We start from the raw sequence: 17,702 nt of genomic DNA on the forward strand, positions 1-17,702 counted from the left end.
GATACTTGTAATCAAGTATCAGCATCTTTCAATTGGGCTAATAAACGCCATGTAAGATAACAATCTATGATAAGTACCATGATGTATTTTGTATGAATCCGCCGTTGCTAGTTATTTGCTATTAGCCATTTGTTATCAATATTGTGCTACTAACAATAGTGATATTCATGTGATGAAAAGTGGCTCTGTTGCACGACGTACAGTACAGTCAATCAGAGCAAGTTTGCCTTAAATGAATGCATTTTGAGCAAGCCTGTCAAAGGAAGTAAGCGCGACTATGTCTAGTATCCCATCATCAGTATCATCTGCTACCAATCATCCTTATAAAGACAACTCCATCACTGATGGCTTGGTGCTACCCCTTGCTGATCACTGCTTCCATTGCGGTGATCCAGTGCCCAAGCCGCCGTTTCATACTGAGATTCTAGGCAAGTCGCGTGAGATGTGTTGTATGGGCTGTCAGTTAGCAGCTCAGAGCATCGTAGAGGCTGGTCTTGAGCAATATTATCTTGACCGTTCGGAGATTAACCGTACAGCAAGCTTACCGACCCAGCTGACGCGTCTTGAGATATATGATCATGACGAGATAAAGTCGCAGTTCGTATATGCGCAAGATGGGCTGTCGGTGGCGGAGCTGTCTGTTAATAATTTGCGCTGTGCGGCCTGTACATGGTTGATTGAGTCGCGTCTCGATGAGCTAGAAGGCATTAGTAAGTGTCAGGTGAATTTGACCAACCAGCGTATGCGGGTCATTTGGAATGAAGACAAGTTACCGATTAGCCGCATTTTAGCGGTCATCAATGAGATTGGCTATGATGCCAAGCCTTATCGGCAAGATACCCATGAAGCCATGCTGGCGCGTCATAACAACCAAATGCTATTGCGTCTTGGTATCGCGGCACTCGGTTCAATGCAGGCAATGATGTATGCCGTTGCGCTTTATTTTGGTGAATATAGCGACATGTTGATATTTCAGCGTGACTTTTTGCGTTGGGTGTCTTTATTTGTTAGTACGCCTGTTTTCTTTTATGCCGGTATTCCTTTCTTTACCTCCGCATGGTCAGCGATTCGTGCGCGCCAGGTCAATATGGATGTGCCTGTTAGCCTTGCTTTGATTATCACCTTCTTTGCCAGTTTATATGCCACCATTACTGGGCAAGGGGAGACATACTATGACTCCGTCAGTATGTTTATTTTCTTTTTGCTGGCAGGACGCTATATCGAACATAATGCCCGTCTAAAAGCTGCGACCATGGCCAATGATCTGGTCGTAGTAGAGCCAGTATTGGTACAAAAAGTGGCTGAAGACAAATCAGCAGCAGAGCGTATTTTACAACTGCTGAAAGAAAGTGACTCTCAACAAGGTGACGCCATCGAAAATGAGGCAAAAAAGGCATCAGATGCGACGACAGAAATGATGCCTAACTTTATGAAGGGTGTTGATGCCAATGTTCATCAGCTCACATCGGGTATTGCTCAAGATTGGCAGCAGTCACGTAATCAACAAAATGCGTTATCACAGGTAGAGGAAAATATAGCATCAAAGCAGATGGTGACGGCTCATAGCTTGCAAGTGGGTGACATTATTTTGGTTGAAGCGGGTTCTGAGATTATCAGTGACGGTATTTTGTTAAGTCCTACTGCAACAGTCTCGCAAAGCCTACTGACAGGCGAAGGTGATTTAATCATTAAGTCCCAAGGCGATTATATTGTTGGCGGTGCGCAAAACGATAGCCAGCCGTTTGAGATGTTAGTGACGGCATTACCAAAAGACAGTCAAATAGGGCTGATTGATAGACTGATGAACCGCGCCATGAGCGAAAAGCCTAAACTTGCACAGCAAGCAGATAAACTGGCACGTTGGTTTGTGGCGCGTATCTTAGTGCTATCAGTTTTAGTGTTTGTTGGCTGGTACATTGTCGATCCAAGCCAAGCTATTTGGGCAACGGTGGCAGTATTGGTTGCCACTTGTCCTTGCGCCTTGTCATTGGCGACGCCAATTGCCTTGACTGTTTCAACCAATCGTTTAGCCAGCTATGGTTTTTTGACGACGCGCGGGCATACGCTGCAAACATTGGCTGAAATTACACATGTTGCTTTTGATAAAACAGGTACGCTTACTTATGGGAAGCCAAATTTATTAAATATTGAGGTAATCGAGCCAGTAAACCAGACTGATTCTGATAACACAGCATCAACAGCACAAAAAGATAAACTATTGGCAATCGCAGCTGCCCTAGAAGTAGGGAGTCGTCATCCGATTGCACACGCGCTACTTACCGCTGCCTATCAGTTACATCTGCCACCGACGAGGGCCATGCAGCATTATCCCGCAGGCGGGGTAGAAGCTATGATTGATGACATGGTATATCGCATTGGTCATGTGAGTTTTGCGTTAGATAAAACCAGTGGCAGTGCCAATGAGGTCAATACGAACAATGATTTGAACATTGACTTGGCGGCGCAGCGTGCCAGCTCCGCCGTTGTCTTGTCGAGCCAGAAACCTGATACAAAGGAATGGCAAGCGCTGGCGTGCTTTTATTTTAATGACAAGGTACGTGATAGTACCCAATCGATGCTCGATACGCTCAAAGGTCTAGGGATTGAGTCTGTGATGTTGACGGGTGATCCAAGCCCGCAAGCGCTCGTGATGGCTGAGAGTTTAGGCATGCAGACCGCTTATAATGGCTTATCACCGACTGACAAGGTCAACCATATCCAGCAGTTGCAATCTAAAGGCGCTGTCGTACTGATGGTGGGTGATGGCATCAATGATGCGCCAGTATTGGCAGCGGCAGATGTATCCACCTCAATTGCCGGTGCTGCAGATTTGGCACAAGTATCTAGCGACAGTATTATCTTAAATGGGAAAATTGAGGCCATCACTGCGGCCAAACGTATCTCTGATAAAACCGAACGTATTATTAAGCAAAACTTCCGCTGGGCCTTGGCTTATAATAGTATCGTGCTGATACCAGCGGCTTTAGGGTATGTACCACCATGGCTTGCTGCTATCGGCATGTCACTTAGCTCATTGTTTGTGGTGTTAAACGCGCTACGCCTAAAGCGGGCTTAGTTGAACTATAGCTCTCAAAGTTTGCCCATAAAAAAACCGCCTGCAACTATCAATAGCTAAGGCGATTTTTTTTATACAGATTTACTATCGAATTATTTGATTAGTCTTGTAGATAGCTGAGCAGACGCATAAATTCGATATACATCCAAACTAGCGTGGCAAGAATACCAATGCTGAACAACCATTCGTAGTCTTCTGAGATACCCATAGCAACACCGCGATCGATATTGTCAAAATCTAATAATAGCGTAAAAGAGGCAATAACAATCACAAACAAGCTAAAGCCGATAGCGATAGCACCACCTTCAAACAAGAATGGCAAGGTTGAGCCAAATACTAGAGACAGTACCCACTGTGCTACATAAACTAGCATGATAGCGATAACGGCTGAGGTCACGATAGAACGGAACTTTTCAGTAACTTTTACCAAACCTGAGCGATACAGTCCTAGCATGACTGCTGCTGTGACGAAGGTCGCACACATTGCCGTGACTGGGACGGTTGGATACATTCTCATGAAAAATAATGAGATACCGCCCAAAAAGATACCTTCTAGCAAGGCATAAGGCACCGCCAACGTCTTTGCTTTTTGTGGTTTAAAGGTAATAAAAAGAGCAAGAACAAACGCAGCAATCATGCTACCAAAGGCTGCCATGGTAATAAAACCTTGCGATAAACCTGCCATAAGCGCATAAAAGAAAAAGCCCACACCAGTAATAGCTGATAACCCAAGTAACAGGCTGGTCTTTTGAATAACGCCTTTGACCGTCATTGGATTACCGCCGATCGCAAGTTCTGCGCGACTGACAATAGGATTGGCCATACATAAGTCCTTAATAATAAAATATAAAAATAGAGATGCTGCTACTTTAGCAAAACCGCCGTTATTGTCAACTGTGTTTGCGTGACAGCCGTTACAGCTCAACCTAGTAGTCTCAAAACCCAAGCAGACAAGCAAGCATGAGTAAGGCATCTGATATATTTTATATGGGGCCAGTTACGACAGTTAACAACGATAATTCATAAACATGCTAGTCTAAGCGCGCATTTATCGCTATTATTACCCTGTACTTCACCGTTATACCGAGTCGTTTTATGGAAAACTCAGCGCAGTCAGCAAGATTGCCACACTTACACGAGTCAGAGCTGTTCCACGCTATCAAAAATCCTGCTTTTAGGCGTATTGGCTTGATGGGCCGTGCTGGTAAACGCAGCGTCACGCGAAGTCTGGTACAGATTGCGCAAACCATCAATGAGATGAACTTGACGTTGATCATGGATGTACAAACAGCCAACTTACCAACGCTTAACCTCACAGAAGTAGAAAGAGTCAAAATCGTTAAGCGTGGCTTGATTGGTGAGATTTGCGATTTGGTCATCGTTGTTGGTGGTGATGGGTCGATATTGCATGCTGCTGAAGCATTGGCACGCTACCGTGTCCCAGTATTAGGGGTTAACCGTGGTCGTTTGGGGTTTTTGGCAGATGTAAAGCCCAACGAAGCGGCTTTTAAATTACGCCAAGTATTGATGGGCGATTATCAGCTGGATCATCGGTTTTTATTGACGATGGAGATACGAGAAGGGCGTAAAATCATTCATGAAGACATGGCGCTGAACGACATCGTACTGCATGCTGGTAAATCGGTACATATGATCGATTTTCAGATGAAGATTGATGGACATGATGTTTATAGGCAGCATAGTGATGGCCTGATAGCAGCGACACCGACTGGTTCAACCGCTTATGCTCTATCTGGTGGTGGCCCCATCATTCATCCAAGTATGGATGCCATCTGTCTGGTGCCCATGCATCCGCATACGTTATCTAGTCGCCCGATTGTTGTCAGTGGTAATAGTGAGGTCTGTATTCGTATTCATGAAGACAATCGTACGCAGCCGATGGTCAGCGCAGATGGCAAACCAAGCGTACCGCTTGAGCAAGAACAGCGCTTATATATTCGTAAGCATCCTGATAAGCTCACTTTACTGCATCCGCCTGGATTTGACTTTTATGAAGCCTGTCGTACCAAGCTGCACTGGAACGTACATGCCGAAGAATTCAGTCTGGATGTCGATGATGATATTATAGATGATGAATGAGCGTATCTATTAGAGCATGTTTTCAAATCGTCCAATAGCCATCAAAAAATATGATGAAAAAATAGTAGTGGAGAGTAGGCAAGATGGATAAACAAACAATATTAGCCAGTCTAACACCGGAAGTGGTTGATAAATTCCGCATGGCGATTGAGTTAGGTAAGTGGCCTGATGGTCGTAAAATTACCGCTGAGCAGCGAGAAACTTGCATGCAAGCGGTGATGATATGGGAGCACGAGCACCTACCACTTGCCGAGCGTACGGGTTATATCCACAAACCAGTAAAAGAGGACGGTTCTATCGTGGGCGCTGAGTGTGATGTCGAGCATGAGCATCACTATCCTAATATGCCGAACCCGAAAGGGGCGGTACAACCTGTGAAGTTTCGTAATAAATAGGACTATAAACAGTCAATAAAAAAGCCACGCTCATGAGCGTGGCTTTTTTTACTTTATTAATTATTCAATCACGACACATATTTAAATTGCAGTTGTGTCGACACTAGGACGAATGGTTAATGGATTTTTTTGCATTAAAAATCCTTGCCAGCCCCAATGCAAAAAGTTGCGAATATTAGCATGGTCAGTACCGTTAGGCGTTGCTTGCACTTTGGCATAATGTTCGCCGAATAGTTTTAGCGTGTCCAGTTGATTCAAACCGTGATGCTTAGCGAATCCAAAAATCTTTGCACTGCCTTCGTTTTCGCCCGCTGCATTATGGACCATACCGTTGACAAACGGGGCAGGCGAATAGCGATAAAAATCATCGATAAAGCTGATAACATCATTGAATCCAATGGCTTTTTTATTCAAACCATTAAGTAGAGCCGATACATCTGATTGGCGGATACTCATAAATAAATGACCTCAGAGCAGTTTAAAAAATAAAAAATATAATGCTTATGTATGCTCATTAGTCGTTGAGCATTAAGTATTATAAATTAGCGATTGAAGTAGTCTTCGTCATCGAACGACGGCGAAAAATTGCCTTGCTCAAGATGTTGCATGTGCGACTGTACAGAGCGCTCATGCTGGATACGTTGATAAATCTCTTCGCGATGTACGGCAATATCTTTAGGTGCATTCACACCGATACGTACTTGATTGCCCTTGACGCCCAATACCGTCACACTGACTTCATCGCCGATCATTAGCGTTTCGCCCACACGGCGTGTCAAAATTAACATGCGTCACACTCCTTATGTCGCATCAACAGATTATTACTCATCAGATTACTTCTCAATTGCAGAACATCACCGCAGCACTCAGTAAGTAATATATCAATAATTACCATACTCGACATTGTGCAAACCACGGCAATGATAGGTAGATTCATTTAGCCCAAATGAAAGCCCATTATAGGTGGCATAACAGATACTGTCACGGTTTTTCACAAAACTATTAGGTAAATGCTCATTTCAACTATGCTAAAAAATAAAATAGGATCTAAAAAGATCCTATTTTATTTAAGTACTGTTTTTATTTGGAGGCTATTTGTTTAAACGAAACGCTATTTATTTACATACGATGCGAAGTTTTCAATAGCGGTTAATAGATAACCATCAATGCTAAAGCTGTATTTTAACAGTTTTTTGGCATTATAGCCCAGCGATTTTGCTCTCGCCGTCTTCACGGTCAAGACCAAAGGCAGTGTGCAGTGATTTGACCGCTTTTTCTAAGTGTTGGTCTTGAATCAAAACAGATACTTTGATCTCGCTGGTCGATATCATTTGGATATTGATATTGTTCTCAGCCAATGTTTGGAACATGAGGCTGGCAACTCCTGCGTGTGAGCGCATACCAACACCAACTAGTGAGACTTTGACCACTTCGCTGTTGCCTGATATTTCTTTGGCACCAATCTCGTCTTTGACTTCTTCATTAAGCACTTTTAGCGTCTTGTCCAAGTCAGTACGATTGACCGTGAATGTAAAGTCAGTGGTACCATTATCCGAGAGGTTTTGGACAATCATATCGATTTCGATATTGGCACGACCAATTGGGCTTAAGATAGCAGAGGCGATACCAGGATGATCGGGTACACCGCGTACTAAGATTTTTGCTTCGTCTCGGTTGAATGCGATACCTGAGATGATTGCCTGTTCCATATTGTCTCCTTCGTCTATCGTAATTAGGGTGCCCACGTTGTTTTGAAACTCTTGGTCAAAGCTACCGTCAGTGTTTTCATCAAAGCTAGATAGGACGCGCAGTGGTACGCCGTATTTGCCAGCGAATTCTACTGAGCGAATCTGTAGGATTTTGGAGCCAAGACTTGCCATCTCAAGCATTTCTTCAAAGGTGATTTTTTCAAGCTTTTTGGCTTTTGAGGTTACGCGAGGGTCAGTGGTATAAACGCCATCGACATCAGTATAAATTTGACATTCATCAGCACCCAAAGCCGCTGCAATCGCAACGCCTGTCGTATCAGAACCGCCGCGACCCAATGTGGTTGCATTGCCTTCTTCATCAATACCTTGAAAGCCTGCCACAATGACGATATTGCCGGCATCTAGCTGCTCGCGTATGTTTTTATCATCGATGCTTTCGATACGGGCTTTATTATGGGCGTTATCGGTTTTGATCGCGACTTGACGACCAGTCATTGAACGCGCACCAATACCAAGCTCTTTTATCGCCATCGCGAGTAGCGAGATAGAAACCTGCTCACCGGTTGAGACCATCTGGTCGTATTCACGTGGGTCAGGGTTGTTACTGATTTGGCGTGCTAGATCAATCAAACGGTTGGTTTCGCCGCTCATGGCTGAGACCACGACCACGACTTGATGACCATTGTCATGCCAGCGTTTGACGCGTTTGGCGACGTTTTTGATGCGGTCGATACTGCCCATCGAGGTGCCGCCGTATTTCTGTACTATTAACGCCATAAAAATCTACCTATTATTCATTAATGACCTTTTATTCTCATGGATCAGTCTCAATGCGACACGTGTCCATGCGTGTATAGATAAAGCCAGATTGTAAGAGTTATGCCCTATATGTGTCATTCGTTTATTGGTACTGCATCAACTGTCATGAATGAGCAATATTGTCAAACGTTGACCTTTATACCATATCTACTGCATAACTTTAAGTATCAGTACCGCTTAGATGTATGGCGATTGGTTATAGTTGCTATAACCAATCACGTATCTTATACCCAGTAAACCAGAGTAAGGCGCTGAGTTACTGGGCTTTTTATGATTAGCTAAGCTGGGTTTCAATCCAAGCAGGTAGGGCATTGATGACCGCAGTACTGTTGTCGGACTTCGGCGCGCCGCCCTGTGCGTAGTCAGGCTTGCCGCCACCTTTACCACCAAGCTCACTGGCTAAATGACGAATGATATCACCCGCTTTGATTGTAGCAGTAACAGATTTTGCGACACTCGCGGCTAGTGCTAATTGGTCATCTTTATCACCAATCAATACAATCACACTATCAGGCAGTTTTGATTTGATATCATCCATCAGCGTACGGATGGATTTACCATCGATACCGCTTAAGGTGCTGAGAAGTACGGGCGTATCTGCAATAGTCTGCACATTATCGAGTAAGTTGGCAGCTTGAGCGCTGGCGATTTTTTGCTCTAAGCGCTCTAGTTGTTTTTCAAGCTCGCGTTGCTTATCTGCCATGGTACGCACACGCTGGGCAACTTCAGGACGTTTGACCTTTAGCTGGCTTGCCAACTCGCTTAGTTGCTGCTCGCTTTGCTGAATGTTTTTGACCGCGTTCATGCCCGTGACGGCTTCAATACGGCGAATCCCCGCAGCGATACCTGACTCGCTGGTGATTTTTAGCATACCGATATCACCAGTGCGCTGTACATGTAAACCGCCGCAAAGCTCGATAGAAAATGGCTTGCGCTGACCATCGACGATACGATCTGTACCCATGGTTAGTACGCGAACGTCAGTGCCGTACTTTTCGCCAAATAATGCCATCGCGCCTTGATTCATGGCTTCATCAATCGACATGTGTTCAATACGAGCAGGAGTGTTGGCTTGGATTTGCTCATTGACGAGACGCTCTACTCGCATGATTTCAGCAGCACTGACAGGCTTATCATAAGCAAAGTCAAAACGTAAGACGTCGCTTGAGACTAATGAGCCTTTCTGCGTGACTTCATCACCCAAGACTTCTCTTAGTGCTGCATGTAATAGATGAGTAGCAGAGTGGTTTTTGGCACTGGCTGCACGAATGCTTGAAAGCACGTGGGCATCCGCCGTTTGCTTGGGTTTGATATCACCCATGGTCACCACACCATAATGAATGATGGCTTGACCAGATTTTTTGGTATCTTGTACTTCAAAGACACCTGATTCGGTACGGATTTCACCAAGCTCACCCACTTGACCACCGCCTTCGGCGTAAAATGGCGTACGATCAAGTACCACAACGCCTTCTGTGCCTTCCGTTAAGCTATCTGCTGGGTTGCCATCTTGATAAAGCGCGTCGATGGTCACGCCTTCTTCTTCAAGTTGCTCATAACCAACAAAGACGGTTGGCGTCTCGACTTGGATGACGCTGCTGTAATCGACATCGAACTTACCTGCATCACGAGCACGTTCGCGCTGTGCTTGCATGTGCTCATCGAACTCCGCTTCATCAATAGCAATACCGCGCTCACGCGTGATATCCGCGGTCAAATCGATCGGGAAGCCATAGGTGTCGTAGAGTTTAAAGGCCGCTTCGCCAGATAGCGTATCGCCATCTTTTAGACCTTCAAGCTCGCTGGCAAGCAAACGCAGACCTTGTGCCAATGTTTTGGCAAACTGCGCTTCTTCTTTTTGAATCGCATTTTCGATCACGTTTTGTTTTTCTACTAGCTCTGGATAAGCACTGCCCATTTCAGCCACGAGCGGTGCGACCATTTTATAGAAAAACTCACTATCAGCGCCAAGCTTGTTGCCATGACGTACCGCACGGCGAATGATACGGCGCAATACATAGCCACGACCTTCGTTGCTCGGTGTGACGCCATCAGCAATCAAAAAGGCCACAGCACGGATATGGTCAGCAATGACTTTTAGTGAAGACTGCTGTTCATTGTCAATCTCTAAGATCTCAGCTGCCGCATCCATCAAATGGGTAAACAGATCGATCTCATAGTTACCATGGACGCCTTGCATGATAGCACTAATACGCTCAAGCCCCATGCCAGTATCGACACTGGGCGCAGGTAGCGGCAATAGCGTGCCGTCTTTTTGGCGATTGAACTGCATAAAGACGCAGTTCCAAATCTCGATGTAGCGATCGCCATCTTCTTCTGGCGTACCGGGCAAGCCGCCTTCGATCTCAGCGCCATGGTCATAAAACACTTCGGTGCAAGGGCCACAAGGACCGGTGTCGCCCATGGTCCAAAAATTGTCTGAGGCGTACGGTGCCCCTTTGTTATCACCGATACGAATGATGCGCTCACTTGGCAGACCAATGGTTTTGTGCCAAATATCAAAGGCTTCGTCATCAGTCTCATAAATGGTGACATACAGACGATCTTTATCAATCGCGAGCCACTGATCTGAGGTCAAAAACTCCCAGATATACTCGATACCTGCTTGCTTAAAGTAATCGCCAAACGAGAAGTTACCAAGCATCTCAAAAAACGTATGATGGCGGGCAGTGTAGCCAACATTGTCCAAGTCATTGTGCTTACCACCAGCGCGGACACATTTCTGCGAGGTCACAGCACGTGTATAGTCACGTGGCTCCATGCCCAAAAAGGTTTCTTTAAACTGATTCATACCGGCATTGGTGAATAACAATGTTGGATCATTATGCGGAATCAAGCTAGACGATGAAACTTGGGTGTGCTGCTTGCTTATAAAAAAATCGATAAAGGCTTGGCGAATATCGGCTGAGCGAAATGGCTGGCTCACAGCGGCTCCTTACTGACGGATAGAATTGAGTAAATGACATAAAATAATTTTGCAAGCGATTTTAGCACAAACGCCTAAGCTCTTGGTACAAGAGTTACAACTGCTCGTTATAGTCCATTCATGATTTGCCGCTCATATAGGGTGCATCATGGTGAATTGGTCAAAATTACCGCATCAGTCTCATCAAGCTTGTCTTTGATTAATGGATCAGACTCAATGACCTGCACTGGCAAGTAGCGCAATTGCAATTTAATAGGCAAGTATTTGGGGAAGTTTTCTGCCATATCTTTGGTAATCACATCCTCGATCTGCTGTACATCTTGTGAATTTGGACTGGTCTCACCGCGTACCACGGCACGAATGATTTGAAACGCATTATTCTTATCAAATTGTATGTTGGTCAGTACGTTACCTTGATCGATAAAATGTTCATTAATTGCTTCTTTGACATTGTTTTCAAAGGTCTGCTGCTTGGCATTGCTATTGAGGTTTAGAGTAAGATAAATGCCCAAGCCGACCAGTAACAATAGTGTGACGGCATTTCGACGGAAAAATATCAAATAGGTGCCCGATTCATAATCATCATCGACCAAGCGCCTGAAGCCTAAAAACCACAGTACCATGGCATTAGTAAACTGAATGGCAATGATGTTGGTCAGGGCCAATAAGGCAGCACCTAGCCCCATCTGTATCTCGCCATTGGCAAATAAAATGCCACTGGCCGCGAGTGGCGGCACCAAGGCGGTGGCCACAGCAACCCCAACAACGGCGACGGACAGGTGCGGAGACACCATCGCATATGCACCAGCCGTACCGCCAGCCAGTGCAATCATCAAGTCCATAGACGTGGGCTGGGTACGAGACAAAATCTCATTGGTCAGCGGTTGACCTTGATGCAATAGACCCACCACAAAGCCGACCAATATCACCAAAAACACCCCCGCTAACACGGTGAGCAACGACTTACGCAACAGTGGCATACGGTAGTCAATAATCGCTAGGGCGACACCTGTAATCGGACCGAGCATCATGGCGACCAACATCGCGCCAATAACCACTGCGGCTGAATTGGTCACCAAGCCATAACTGGCAATAATGGCTGATAGCGTGTTCATTACAAAGTACATTTTACTTGGTAGGGCGTTGGCCTCGATCGTGACACGGACTTCAGGATAGTCTATCTTTTTATCGCTAAACTGCTTGGCCACGAATTGCTTGTAGGATTCTAGCTTGGCTTCTTTTTCATCTTTGATCTTTTCTTCTTCTGACTGTTGCTCGTCGTCATCACTCTCCACATTTTCACCACTAGTGTTTGTCGTTGTAGACTCTGTGGTTAGATGATCAGCGACGTCAGCAACGGCAGGATCATTTTCATGGATACTATGATCGATCGAAATGGGTTCGACAGGTTGGCTAACATGAGTGTTGGGCGCTTCGGAAGTGTCTGGATTTTCTTGTGTTTGATGAAAAGCCTCAGACGCTGTTTCTGATGCGTGAGCGGCTGTGTCTGTGTTTGGGCTGGATAATTCAGATTGATCTGAGTCATCATCAGGCGCGTCTAGCGTGGCAATGACGACATCAGGCTCTGGTGAGGTGATGACGATTTTTGTTTCAGAGAGCGACTCCTCTTCACTGTTTTCGGTTGCATACTCCTGTTCAGTGGTCTGTTCTGGTTCATGGGCATCATCGATCTTTCTCTCAGATGTCTCTTTTGTCATATCAGATGAAATCTGAGAAGCGGTATCTGGTTTTTTTTGTTGTGACGTATTATCAGAAGCGGTCATAGCAATTGGGCTTTATTAGTCAGATGAAATAAAACCATTATTGTAATGAAAAATAAGGGATAAGCTGTCTTTTTTTTGTGCAAAAGCAAAGTGCTAGACATGACATTGGGCAAAATAGAAAGAGGTATCGTAGTAAGGGTATGATCGAGGGGCTGAATGTAAAGTGGAATCGGAGTAAAAATTTATAGGAAATGAGTATTAATGAAGATAGCGAAATATGAGTGAGAAATACCCTTATGTTAACATGGGTTTTAGAATAAGTCAGCCAAAATGTATGAGGCTGGCGTCTATATTAAATACTTACCTTTAGTAGGGATATGGCGTATAAAGTAACTATACCCACACATAAAGTAAGGATTAAGTCATGAACTGGCCATTATTTGCTGTCATTTACATCATAGCAGGCACTGTCACCACAGGGATTGTCATCATCGGTACGCTCATTATGGGTTTCGATGAGATCGCGCATATGCAAATAGCGGTCGCAGTGGGTGCAGCGGCGTCTATTCCCATCACCATGTTCTTTGCCAAAAAAATCGGTAGCATCACTGGTAACGAAGATGGTCATAAAGCATGACGGATGATCAGATTTTGGCTTGATGCTCAGATGATGTTGGTTTTAGTAGTAAAAACGCTAAAGCGTCGCCAAACGTAAAAAAGACCTCAATAGTGAGGTCTTTTTTGGTAGTAAGTGCTGACTTGGTAATAAATGCTGATAGCGATCTAGGTTAGAGCGTTATTTAAGCTCAACGGTTGCGCCATTTTCGATATTGGCATAAACCTCAAGCACATCCCAATTGGTCAAGCGGATACAGCCATGTGAGGCTTGGCGACTGATACCTTCAGGTTTTGGTGAGCCATGTAGGCCATATGACGGTTTAGATAAGCCCATCCATACCACACCGACTGGATTGTTTGGTCCTGGTGGCAACATATGGATTTTTTTCTGAGCGCCTTCACCGACTGTGGCTTTATACCACGGCATTTTGACTTTATTGACAATCTTATAAGTACCATGTGGTGACGGCGTGTCATCACTACCAACGGTCGTTGGGTAAGTCGCTACCAGTTGGTTACCATCATAAGCATATAACGTTTTATCAGCTTTGTTAGCGACCACGCGGTTGATTCGCTTGTTTAACGCACCACGGGTATTTAGTACAGTGATGGTCTCACCAGCTTTGTATTCTTTGTTCTTATTGAGTTTATCCAAATAGCGCACATCCATATGGAAGCGCTCACCAAGCATCTCTTTGATATCCTGATAATACAGCCCTTTCATTTTTGACTTGGCTTCTGCACTAGCAGGCGTGGTGGCAAAGTTGGTATTAATATCATCATCAGTCAACGTATAAGTGACAAGCACAGGTTTGGTTGCAGGAATGTTCTTAACCAAGGCATCCCACGTTTTTTGATCCATTCTACCTGTGGTTGGCAAGCCTTTCATCGCTTGGAAGTTAGTAAGGGCTTTTTTGCTGTTCATACCCCAGCCACCATCGATAGGACCAGGAGAGGCATGGTTCCAATCGAGCAACGCTTGCATTTTGATCGTCATGGCTGAGTTGACTTTCATGTTAGGCGACCAGACAGCGTTATTGACTTGTTGTGCGTAATTTGACAAGTTTAATGTGGTATATCTCTTACCATCTTTATCTTCGATATTTTTGATGGTTGGATCATCACTGAAGTCTTGACGCTTTTCACTCTCCGGTAACTCAAAGGCGAGTGGATCAGATGAGTCGATAGAGGAGACATCGCTGGGTGCAGCGACCGCTTGGCCTTCGCTGATATCATCAGTGCTATCTGACTGCTCATCTTTACGCGTCAACTCAGCAGCGCTCATATTGTCAGCAGCGGGTGCTGGCGTGCTATTTTGAGCATCTTGCTTAGTGTTGATCAGCTGGTTCATGCTATCAACGGGTTTTGCGTTCTCTGTATTTAACTGTACAGTAGCAGCACCATCTGAGCGACTACGATTTTCTTGCACATTGAGGCTCACCTTTTGAGCAAGGCCTGGCATGGCGTTTGCTGTTCGTACTGGCAATGTGCGAGTATTATCGGCAGTGGCGGCAAGTGCGCCAACGCTGGCACTCATGGCAGCGATAGATATAGCAGTAATAATAGGCTTTATTTTCATCATATTGAATCACTTGTGGTTGCTACTAATGCGGCTATTATGCGCATAATTTGGTTGCTTCGCAAACTTTTGGTCTATCTTTTTGCATTTAGAGTGGGTTAAACGTCAACTGCTGACGTATTCGCTACAGTTGAGTAATATTTTAGCCAAAATGTGTACGGCGACAGGCAGGCTGCTTACGCAAACTCCTCATTATTTTCACTATTTTTTGTTTTAGTAAAAATGACAGTGATTGGCGCTATTTGGCGTTTACGTCTATAATGTATGATTAATTTTTTTATTAATAGATCGATTGTTAGCAACAAGCCATTTAACCTGCTAATAGTTAATCCATAAGGTGCGATATGTCAGAAGACCAAACAATGAGTGCAGAAGAGTTTCAAAACCAATACTTCAGTGATGATGAGTCTAAGGGCTTAGAAGGTGAGATGGAGTATGATCTAGAAACTGGACTTCTTGGTGAGGATGGCGAACTTGCTAACTTACATGCCGAGTTAGAAGAAGCACGCGAGCAGCTAGTGAGTATTCGCGACTTTATTCGTTTTTCCGTCACACAATTGCGTAACTATGATGTGGTTGTCGCGCAAGGCACGACCGATGAGTTTGCAGAAGCCTCAGCCATTGTGTTGCATTCGTTGTCTTTAGATTGGTCAGCCAATGAGCAGATTTTAGACTGTCGTTTGACCACGTCAGAGAAGCAGGCAGTGCTAGGACTATTAGAAGAGCGCATCGCTGAACGTAAGCCGCTGAGCTATCTGATTAACTTGTCGTATTTCTGTGATTTGCCTTTTTATGTGGATGAGCGCGTGCTTATCCCGCGCTCGCCAATCGCAGAGTTGATTCGTCAGCAGTTCCATCCTTATTTTGAAGTTACTGAACTCGCCAAACCACTGGGTGTTAGCCCGAATGAAAAGTCAGCAGTATTTTATGATCATGGCTTGGATGTGAAGCAGTTGTCGCAGCCTGAGCGTATCTTAGACTTGTGTACTGGCTCTGGTTGTATCGCAATCGCGCTTGCTACCCGTTTCGTTGATGCGTTGGTTGATGCTATCGATATCGATAAAGGCGCGCTGGACGTGGCAATGGTCAATGTCGATCATCATGACCTTGGCCATCAAGTGAACGTAATCGAGTCTGATTTGTTTGCCAAGATACCTGCTGAGAACCAGTATGAGCTTATCGTCACCAATCCACCGTATGTCGATGCGGCTATCATGGCAGATTTGCCACCTGAGTTTTTATATGAGCCTGAGCATGCATTAGCCGCGGGTCAAGACGGCTTGGATTTGGTACATCGTATTTTATTTGAAGCGCCAGATTACCTTAGCCCAGATGGTTTGCTGGTCTGCGAAGTGGGCGACAGCGAATGGGCATTAAAGCAAGCCTATCCTGAGATTCAGTTTGATTGGTTGAAGTTTGCACATGGCGGACATGGGGTTTTTGCGATTACTTATGATGAATTGGTAGCCAATCGTCAACTGTTTGCCGCTTATGTGCAACTATTAGATAGCATGCAATAGTTGAGTGTGGGTCACAAAATCGAGCATATAAAAACTGATCAGCGATAATCATAAAAGGTTGGTCGAACAACCATCAGTCGCGTTTACTTGTTTAAGGACAATTATGGCAGGCAATAGTATTGGGCAGGTTTTTACGGTCACCACTTGCGGTGAGTCACATGGCGCAGGACTGATGGCCATCGTTGATGGCGTACCACCAGGTTTAGCATTATCTGCAGACGATTTACAAGTAGATCTGGATCGTCGCAAACCGGGTACGTCTAAGTATTCAACCCAGCGCCGTGAGTCTGATGAAGTTGAGATTATCTCTGGCGTATTTGAAGGCAAAACCACAGGGACATCCATCGGTCTATTGATTCGCAATACCAATCAAAAATCAAAAGACTATAGCGATATCAGAGATACCTTCCGTCCTGGACATGCCGATTATACTTACAGTATGAAATACGGCTTTCGTGATTATCGTGGCGGTGGTCGCTCGTCAGCGCGTGAGACGGCTATGCGAGTGGCTGCTGGTGCTATCGCTAAGAAGTACTTACAAGAACAGCTGGGCGTACAAATTCGTGGTCATGTGACCCAAATCGGCAATGAGCATAGTAACGTTCTAGATCCGAGTCAAATTGACTGGGAATTTGTCAATAGCAATCCGTTCTTCTGCGCAGACAAAGAAGCGATTGGCCGTTTTGAGACCTTGATTGACAACTTGCGCCGCGAAGGCACCAGTTGCGGTGCACGCCTTGATATCATTGCGAGCGGTGTACCCGTAGGTCTGGGCGAGCCAGTATTTGATCGTTTAGATGCCGATATCGCTCATGCGATGATGAGTATCAATGCGGTCAAAGGGGTTGAGATTGGCGATGGTATGGCAGTGGCAGGTCAATTTGGACATAGCGCTCGTGATGAGCTGACCCCAGATGGGTTTGCAGCCAATCATGCGGGCGGTGTCTTAGGCGGTATCTCATCAGGGCAAGATATCCGTGTCAGTATCGCGCTTAAGCCAACGTCTAGTATTACCACCGCTGGTAAAAGTATCAATACCCAAGGTGAAGCAGTCGATATGCTCACCAAAGGCCGTCATGATCCTTGCGTCGGTGTGCGTGCCACGCCTATTGCCGAAGCGATGCTAGCGATTGTAGTGCTCGATCACTATCTGCGTCACCGTGGTCAGAACGCGGATGTGAAGCCGCCAGTACAATCGATTACTTAGTATTTTTG

At 45.1% G+C, this 17,702-nt stretch carries 12 protein-coding genes and 1 pseudogene; 6 read left to right on the forward strand and 7 right to left on the reverse strand.

What is annotated here, in order from left to right; translation table 11 throughout:
* Positions 1-277 precede the first annotated feature (277 nt).
* Entirely contained in the window at positions 278-3,076 is a 2,799-nt protein-coding gene (locus tag AOT82_RS13215) for a heavy metal translocating P-type ATPase (RefSeq protein ID WP_071003530.1), read from the forward strand.
* Positions 3,077-3,176: 100 nt separating this feature from the next.
* On the opposite strand, the gene AOT82_RS13220 is transcribed toward AOT82_RS13215, so the two are convergent.
* Positions 3,177-3,899 (reverse strand): Bax inhibitor-1/YccA family protein, encoded by a 723-nt coding sequence (locus AOT82_RS13220; protein WP_071003531.1) that lies wholly within the window; start codon positions 3,897-3,899, stop codon positions 3,177-3,179.
* A gap of 272 nt (positions 3,900-4,171) precedes the next feature.
* Between AOT82_RS13220 and AOT82_RS13225 the strand changes: the two genes are divergently transcribed.
* Positions 4,172-5,176, forward strand: a complete 1,005-nt coding sequence (locus AOT82_RS13225; protein ID WP_071003532.1) for an NAD(+) kinase — start codon at positions 4,172-4,174, stop codon at positions 5,174-5,176.
* A gap of 83 nt (positions 5,177-5,259) precedes the next feature.
* Positions 5,260-5,571, forward strand: a complete 312-nt coding sequence (locus tag AOT82_RS13230) for a YeaC family protein (RefSeq protein ID WP_071003533.1) — start codon at positions 5,260-5,262, stop codon at positions 5,569-5,571.
* Between the two features lie 81 nt (positions 5,572-5,652).
* On the opposite strand, the gene AOT82_RS13235 is transcribed toward AOT82_RS13230, so the two are convergent.
* From AOT82_RS13235 to AOT82_RS13255, 5 genes and pseudogenes are all read right to left on the reverse strand, one after another.
* Positions 5,653-6,027, reverse strand: a complete 375-nt coding sequence (locus AOT82_RS13235) for a HopJ type III effector protein (RefSeq protein WP_071003534.1) — start codon at positions 6,025-6,027, stop codon at positions 5,653-5,655.
* Positions 6,028-6,191: 164 nt separating this feature from the next.
* Positions 6,192-6,359 (reverse strand): annotated as a pseudogene (gene csrA / locus AOT82_RS13240) (carbon storage regulator CsrA); the annotation flags it as partial.
* A gap of 411 nt (positions 6,360-6,770) precedes the next feature.
* A complete protein-coding gene (locus AOT82_RS13245; RefSeq protein ID WP_058024167.1) occupies positions 6,771-8,057 on the reverse strand; it encodes an aspartate kinase in 1,287 nt (428 codons plus the stop codon).
* A 316-nt stretch (positions 8,058-8,373) separates the two neighbouring features.
* Positions 8,374-11,046, reverse strand: coding sequence for an alanine--tRNA ligase (alaS, locus tag AOT82_RS13250; RefSeq protein ID WP_071003536.1), 2,673 nt, complete (start codon positions 11,044-11,046; stop codon positions 8,374-8,376).
* Positions 11,047-11,192: 146 nt separating this feature from the next.
* The gene (locus AOT82_RS13255) at positions 11,193-12,830 is read right to left on the reverse strand and encodes a DUF389 domain-containing protein (protein ID WP_083328964.1); all 1,638 of its coding nucleotides are present in this window, start codon (positions 12,828-12,830) and stop codon (positions 11,193-11,195) included.
* A gap of 364 nt (positions 12,831-13,194) precedes the next feature.
* Between AOT82_RS13255 and AOT82_RS13260 the strand changes: the two genes are divergently transcribed.
* Complete coding sequence (locus tag AOT82_RS13260; protein WP_071003537.1) at positions 13,195-13,407, forward strand: hypothetical protein; 213 nt, start codon at positions 13,195-13,197, stop codon at positions 13,405-13,407.
* A gap of 159 nt (positions 13,408-13,566) precedes the next feature.
* Here AOT82_RS13260 and AOT82_RS13265 read toward each other — a convergent pair whose 3' ends face one another.
* On the reverse strand, positions 13,567-14,970 hold the full coding sequence (locus AOT82_RS13265; RefSeq protein ID WP_197496702.1) for a L,D-transpeptidase family protein: 1,404 nt from the start codon (positions 14,968-14,970) through the stop codon (positions 13,567-13,569).
* A 341-nt stretch (positions 14,971-15,311) separates the two neighbouring features.
* Here AOT82_RS13265 and prmB point away from each other — a divergent pair, with 341 nt between their 5' ends.
* The gene (gene prmB, locus AOT82_RS13270) at positions 15,312-16,487 is read left to right on the forward strand and encodes a 50S ribosomal protein L3 N(5)-glutamine methyltransferase (protein ID WP_071003538.1); all 1,176 of its coding nucleotides are present in this window, start codon (positions 15,312-15,314) and stop codon (positions 16,485-16,487) included.
* Positions 16,488-16,590: 103 nt separating this feature from the next.
* A complete protein-coding gene (gene aroC / locus AOT82_RS13275; protein WP_071003539.1) occupies positions 16,591-17,694 on the forward strand; it encodes a chorismate synthase in 1,104 nt (367 codons plus the stop codon).
* Positions 17,695-17,702 lie beyond the last annotated feature (8 nt).

The organism is Psychrobacter sp. AntiMn-1, assembly GCF_001854065.1.
GTDB classification, from domain to species: Bacteria; Pseudomonadota; Gammaproteobacteria; order Pseudomonadales; family Moraxellaceae; genus Psychrobacter; species Psychrobacter pacificensis.

Bases quoted from the DNA above. Each gene is read 5' to 3' on its own strand.
- prmB (WP_071003538.1), top strand. From the start codon at position 15,312: ATGTCAGAAGACCAAACAATGAGTGCAGAAGAGTTTCAAAACCAATAC.
- AOT82_RS13230 (WP_071003533.1), top strand. From the start codon at position 5,260: ATGGATAAACAAACAATATTAGCCAGTCTAACACCGGAAGTGGTTGAT.
- AOT82_RS13225 (WP_071003532.1), top strand. From the start codon at position 4,172: ATGGAAAACTCAGCGCAGTCAGCAAGATTGCCACACTTACACGAGTCA.
- AOT82_RS13215 (WP_071003530.1), top strand. From the start codon at position 278: ATGTCTAGTATCCCATCATCAGTATCATCTGCTACCAATCATCCTTAT.
- AOT82_RS13220 (WP_071003531.1), bottom strand. From the start codon at position 3,899: ATGGCCAATCCTATTGTCAGTCGCGCAGAACTTGCGATCGGCGGTAAT.
- AOT82_RS13245 (WP_058024167.1), bottom strand. From the start codon at position 8,057: ATGGCGTTAATAGTACAGAAATACGGCGGCACCTCGATGGGCAGTATC.
- AOT82_RS13255 (WP_083328964.1), bottom strand. From the start codon at position 12,830: ATGACCGCTTCTGATAATACGTCACAACAAAAAAAACCAGATACCGCT.
- AOT82_RS13235 (WP_071003534.1), bottom strand. From the start codon at position 6,027: ATGAGTATCCGCCAATCAGATGTATCGGCTCTACTTAATGGTTTGAAT.
- AOT82_RS13260 (WP_071003537.1), top strand. From the start codon at position 13,195: ATGAACTGGCCATTATTTGCTGTCATTTACATCATAGCAGGCACTGTC.
- AOT82_RS13265 (WP_197496702.1), bottom strand. From the start codon at position 14,970: ATGATGAAAATAAAGCCTATTATTACTGCTATATCTATCGCTGCCATG.
- aroC (WP_071003539.1), top strand. From the start codon at position 16,591: ATGGCAGGCAATAGTATTGGGCAGGTTTTTACGGTCACCACTTGCGGT.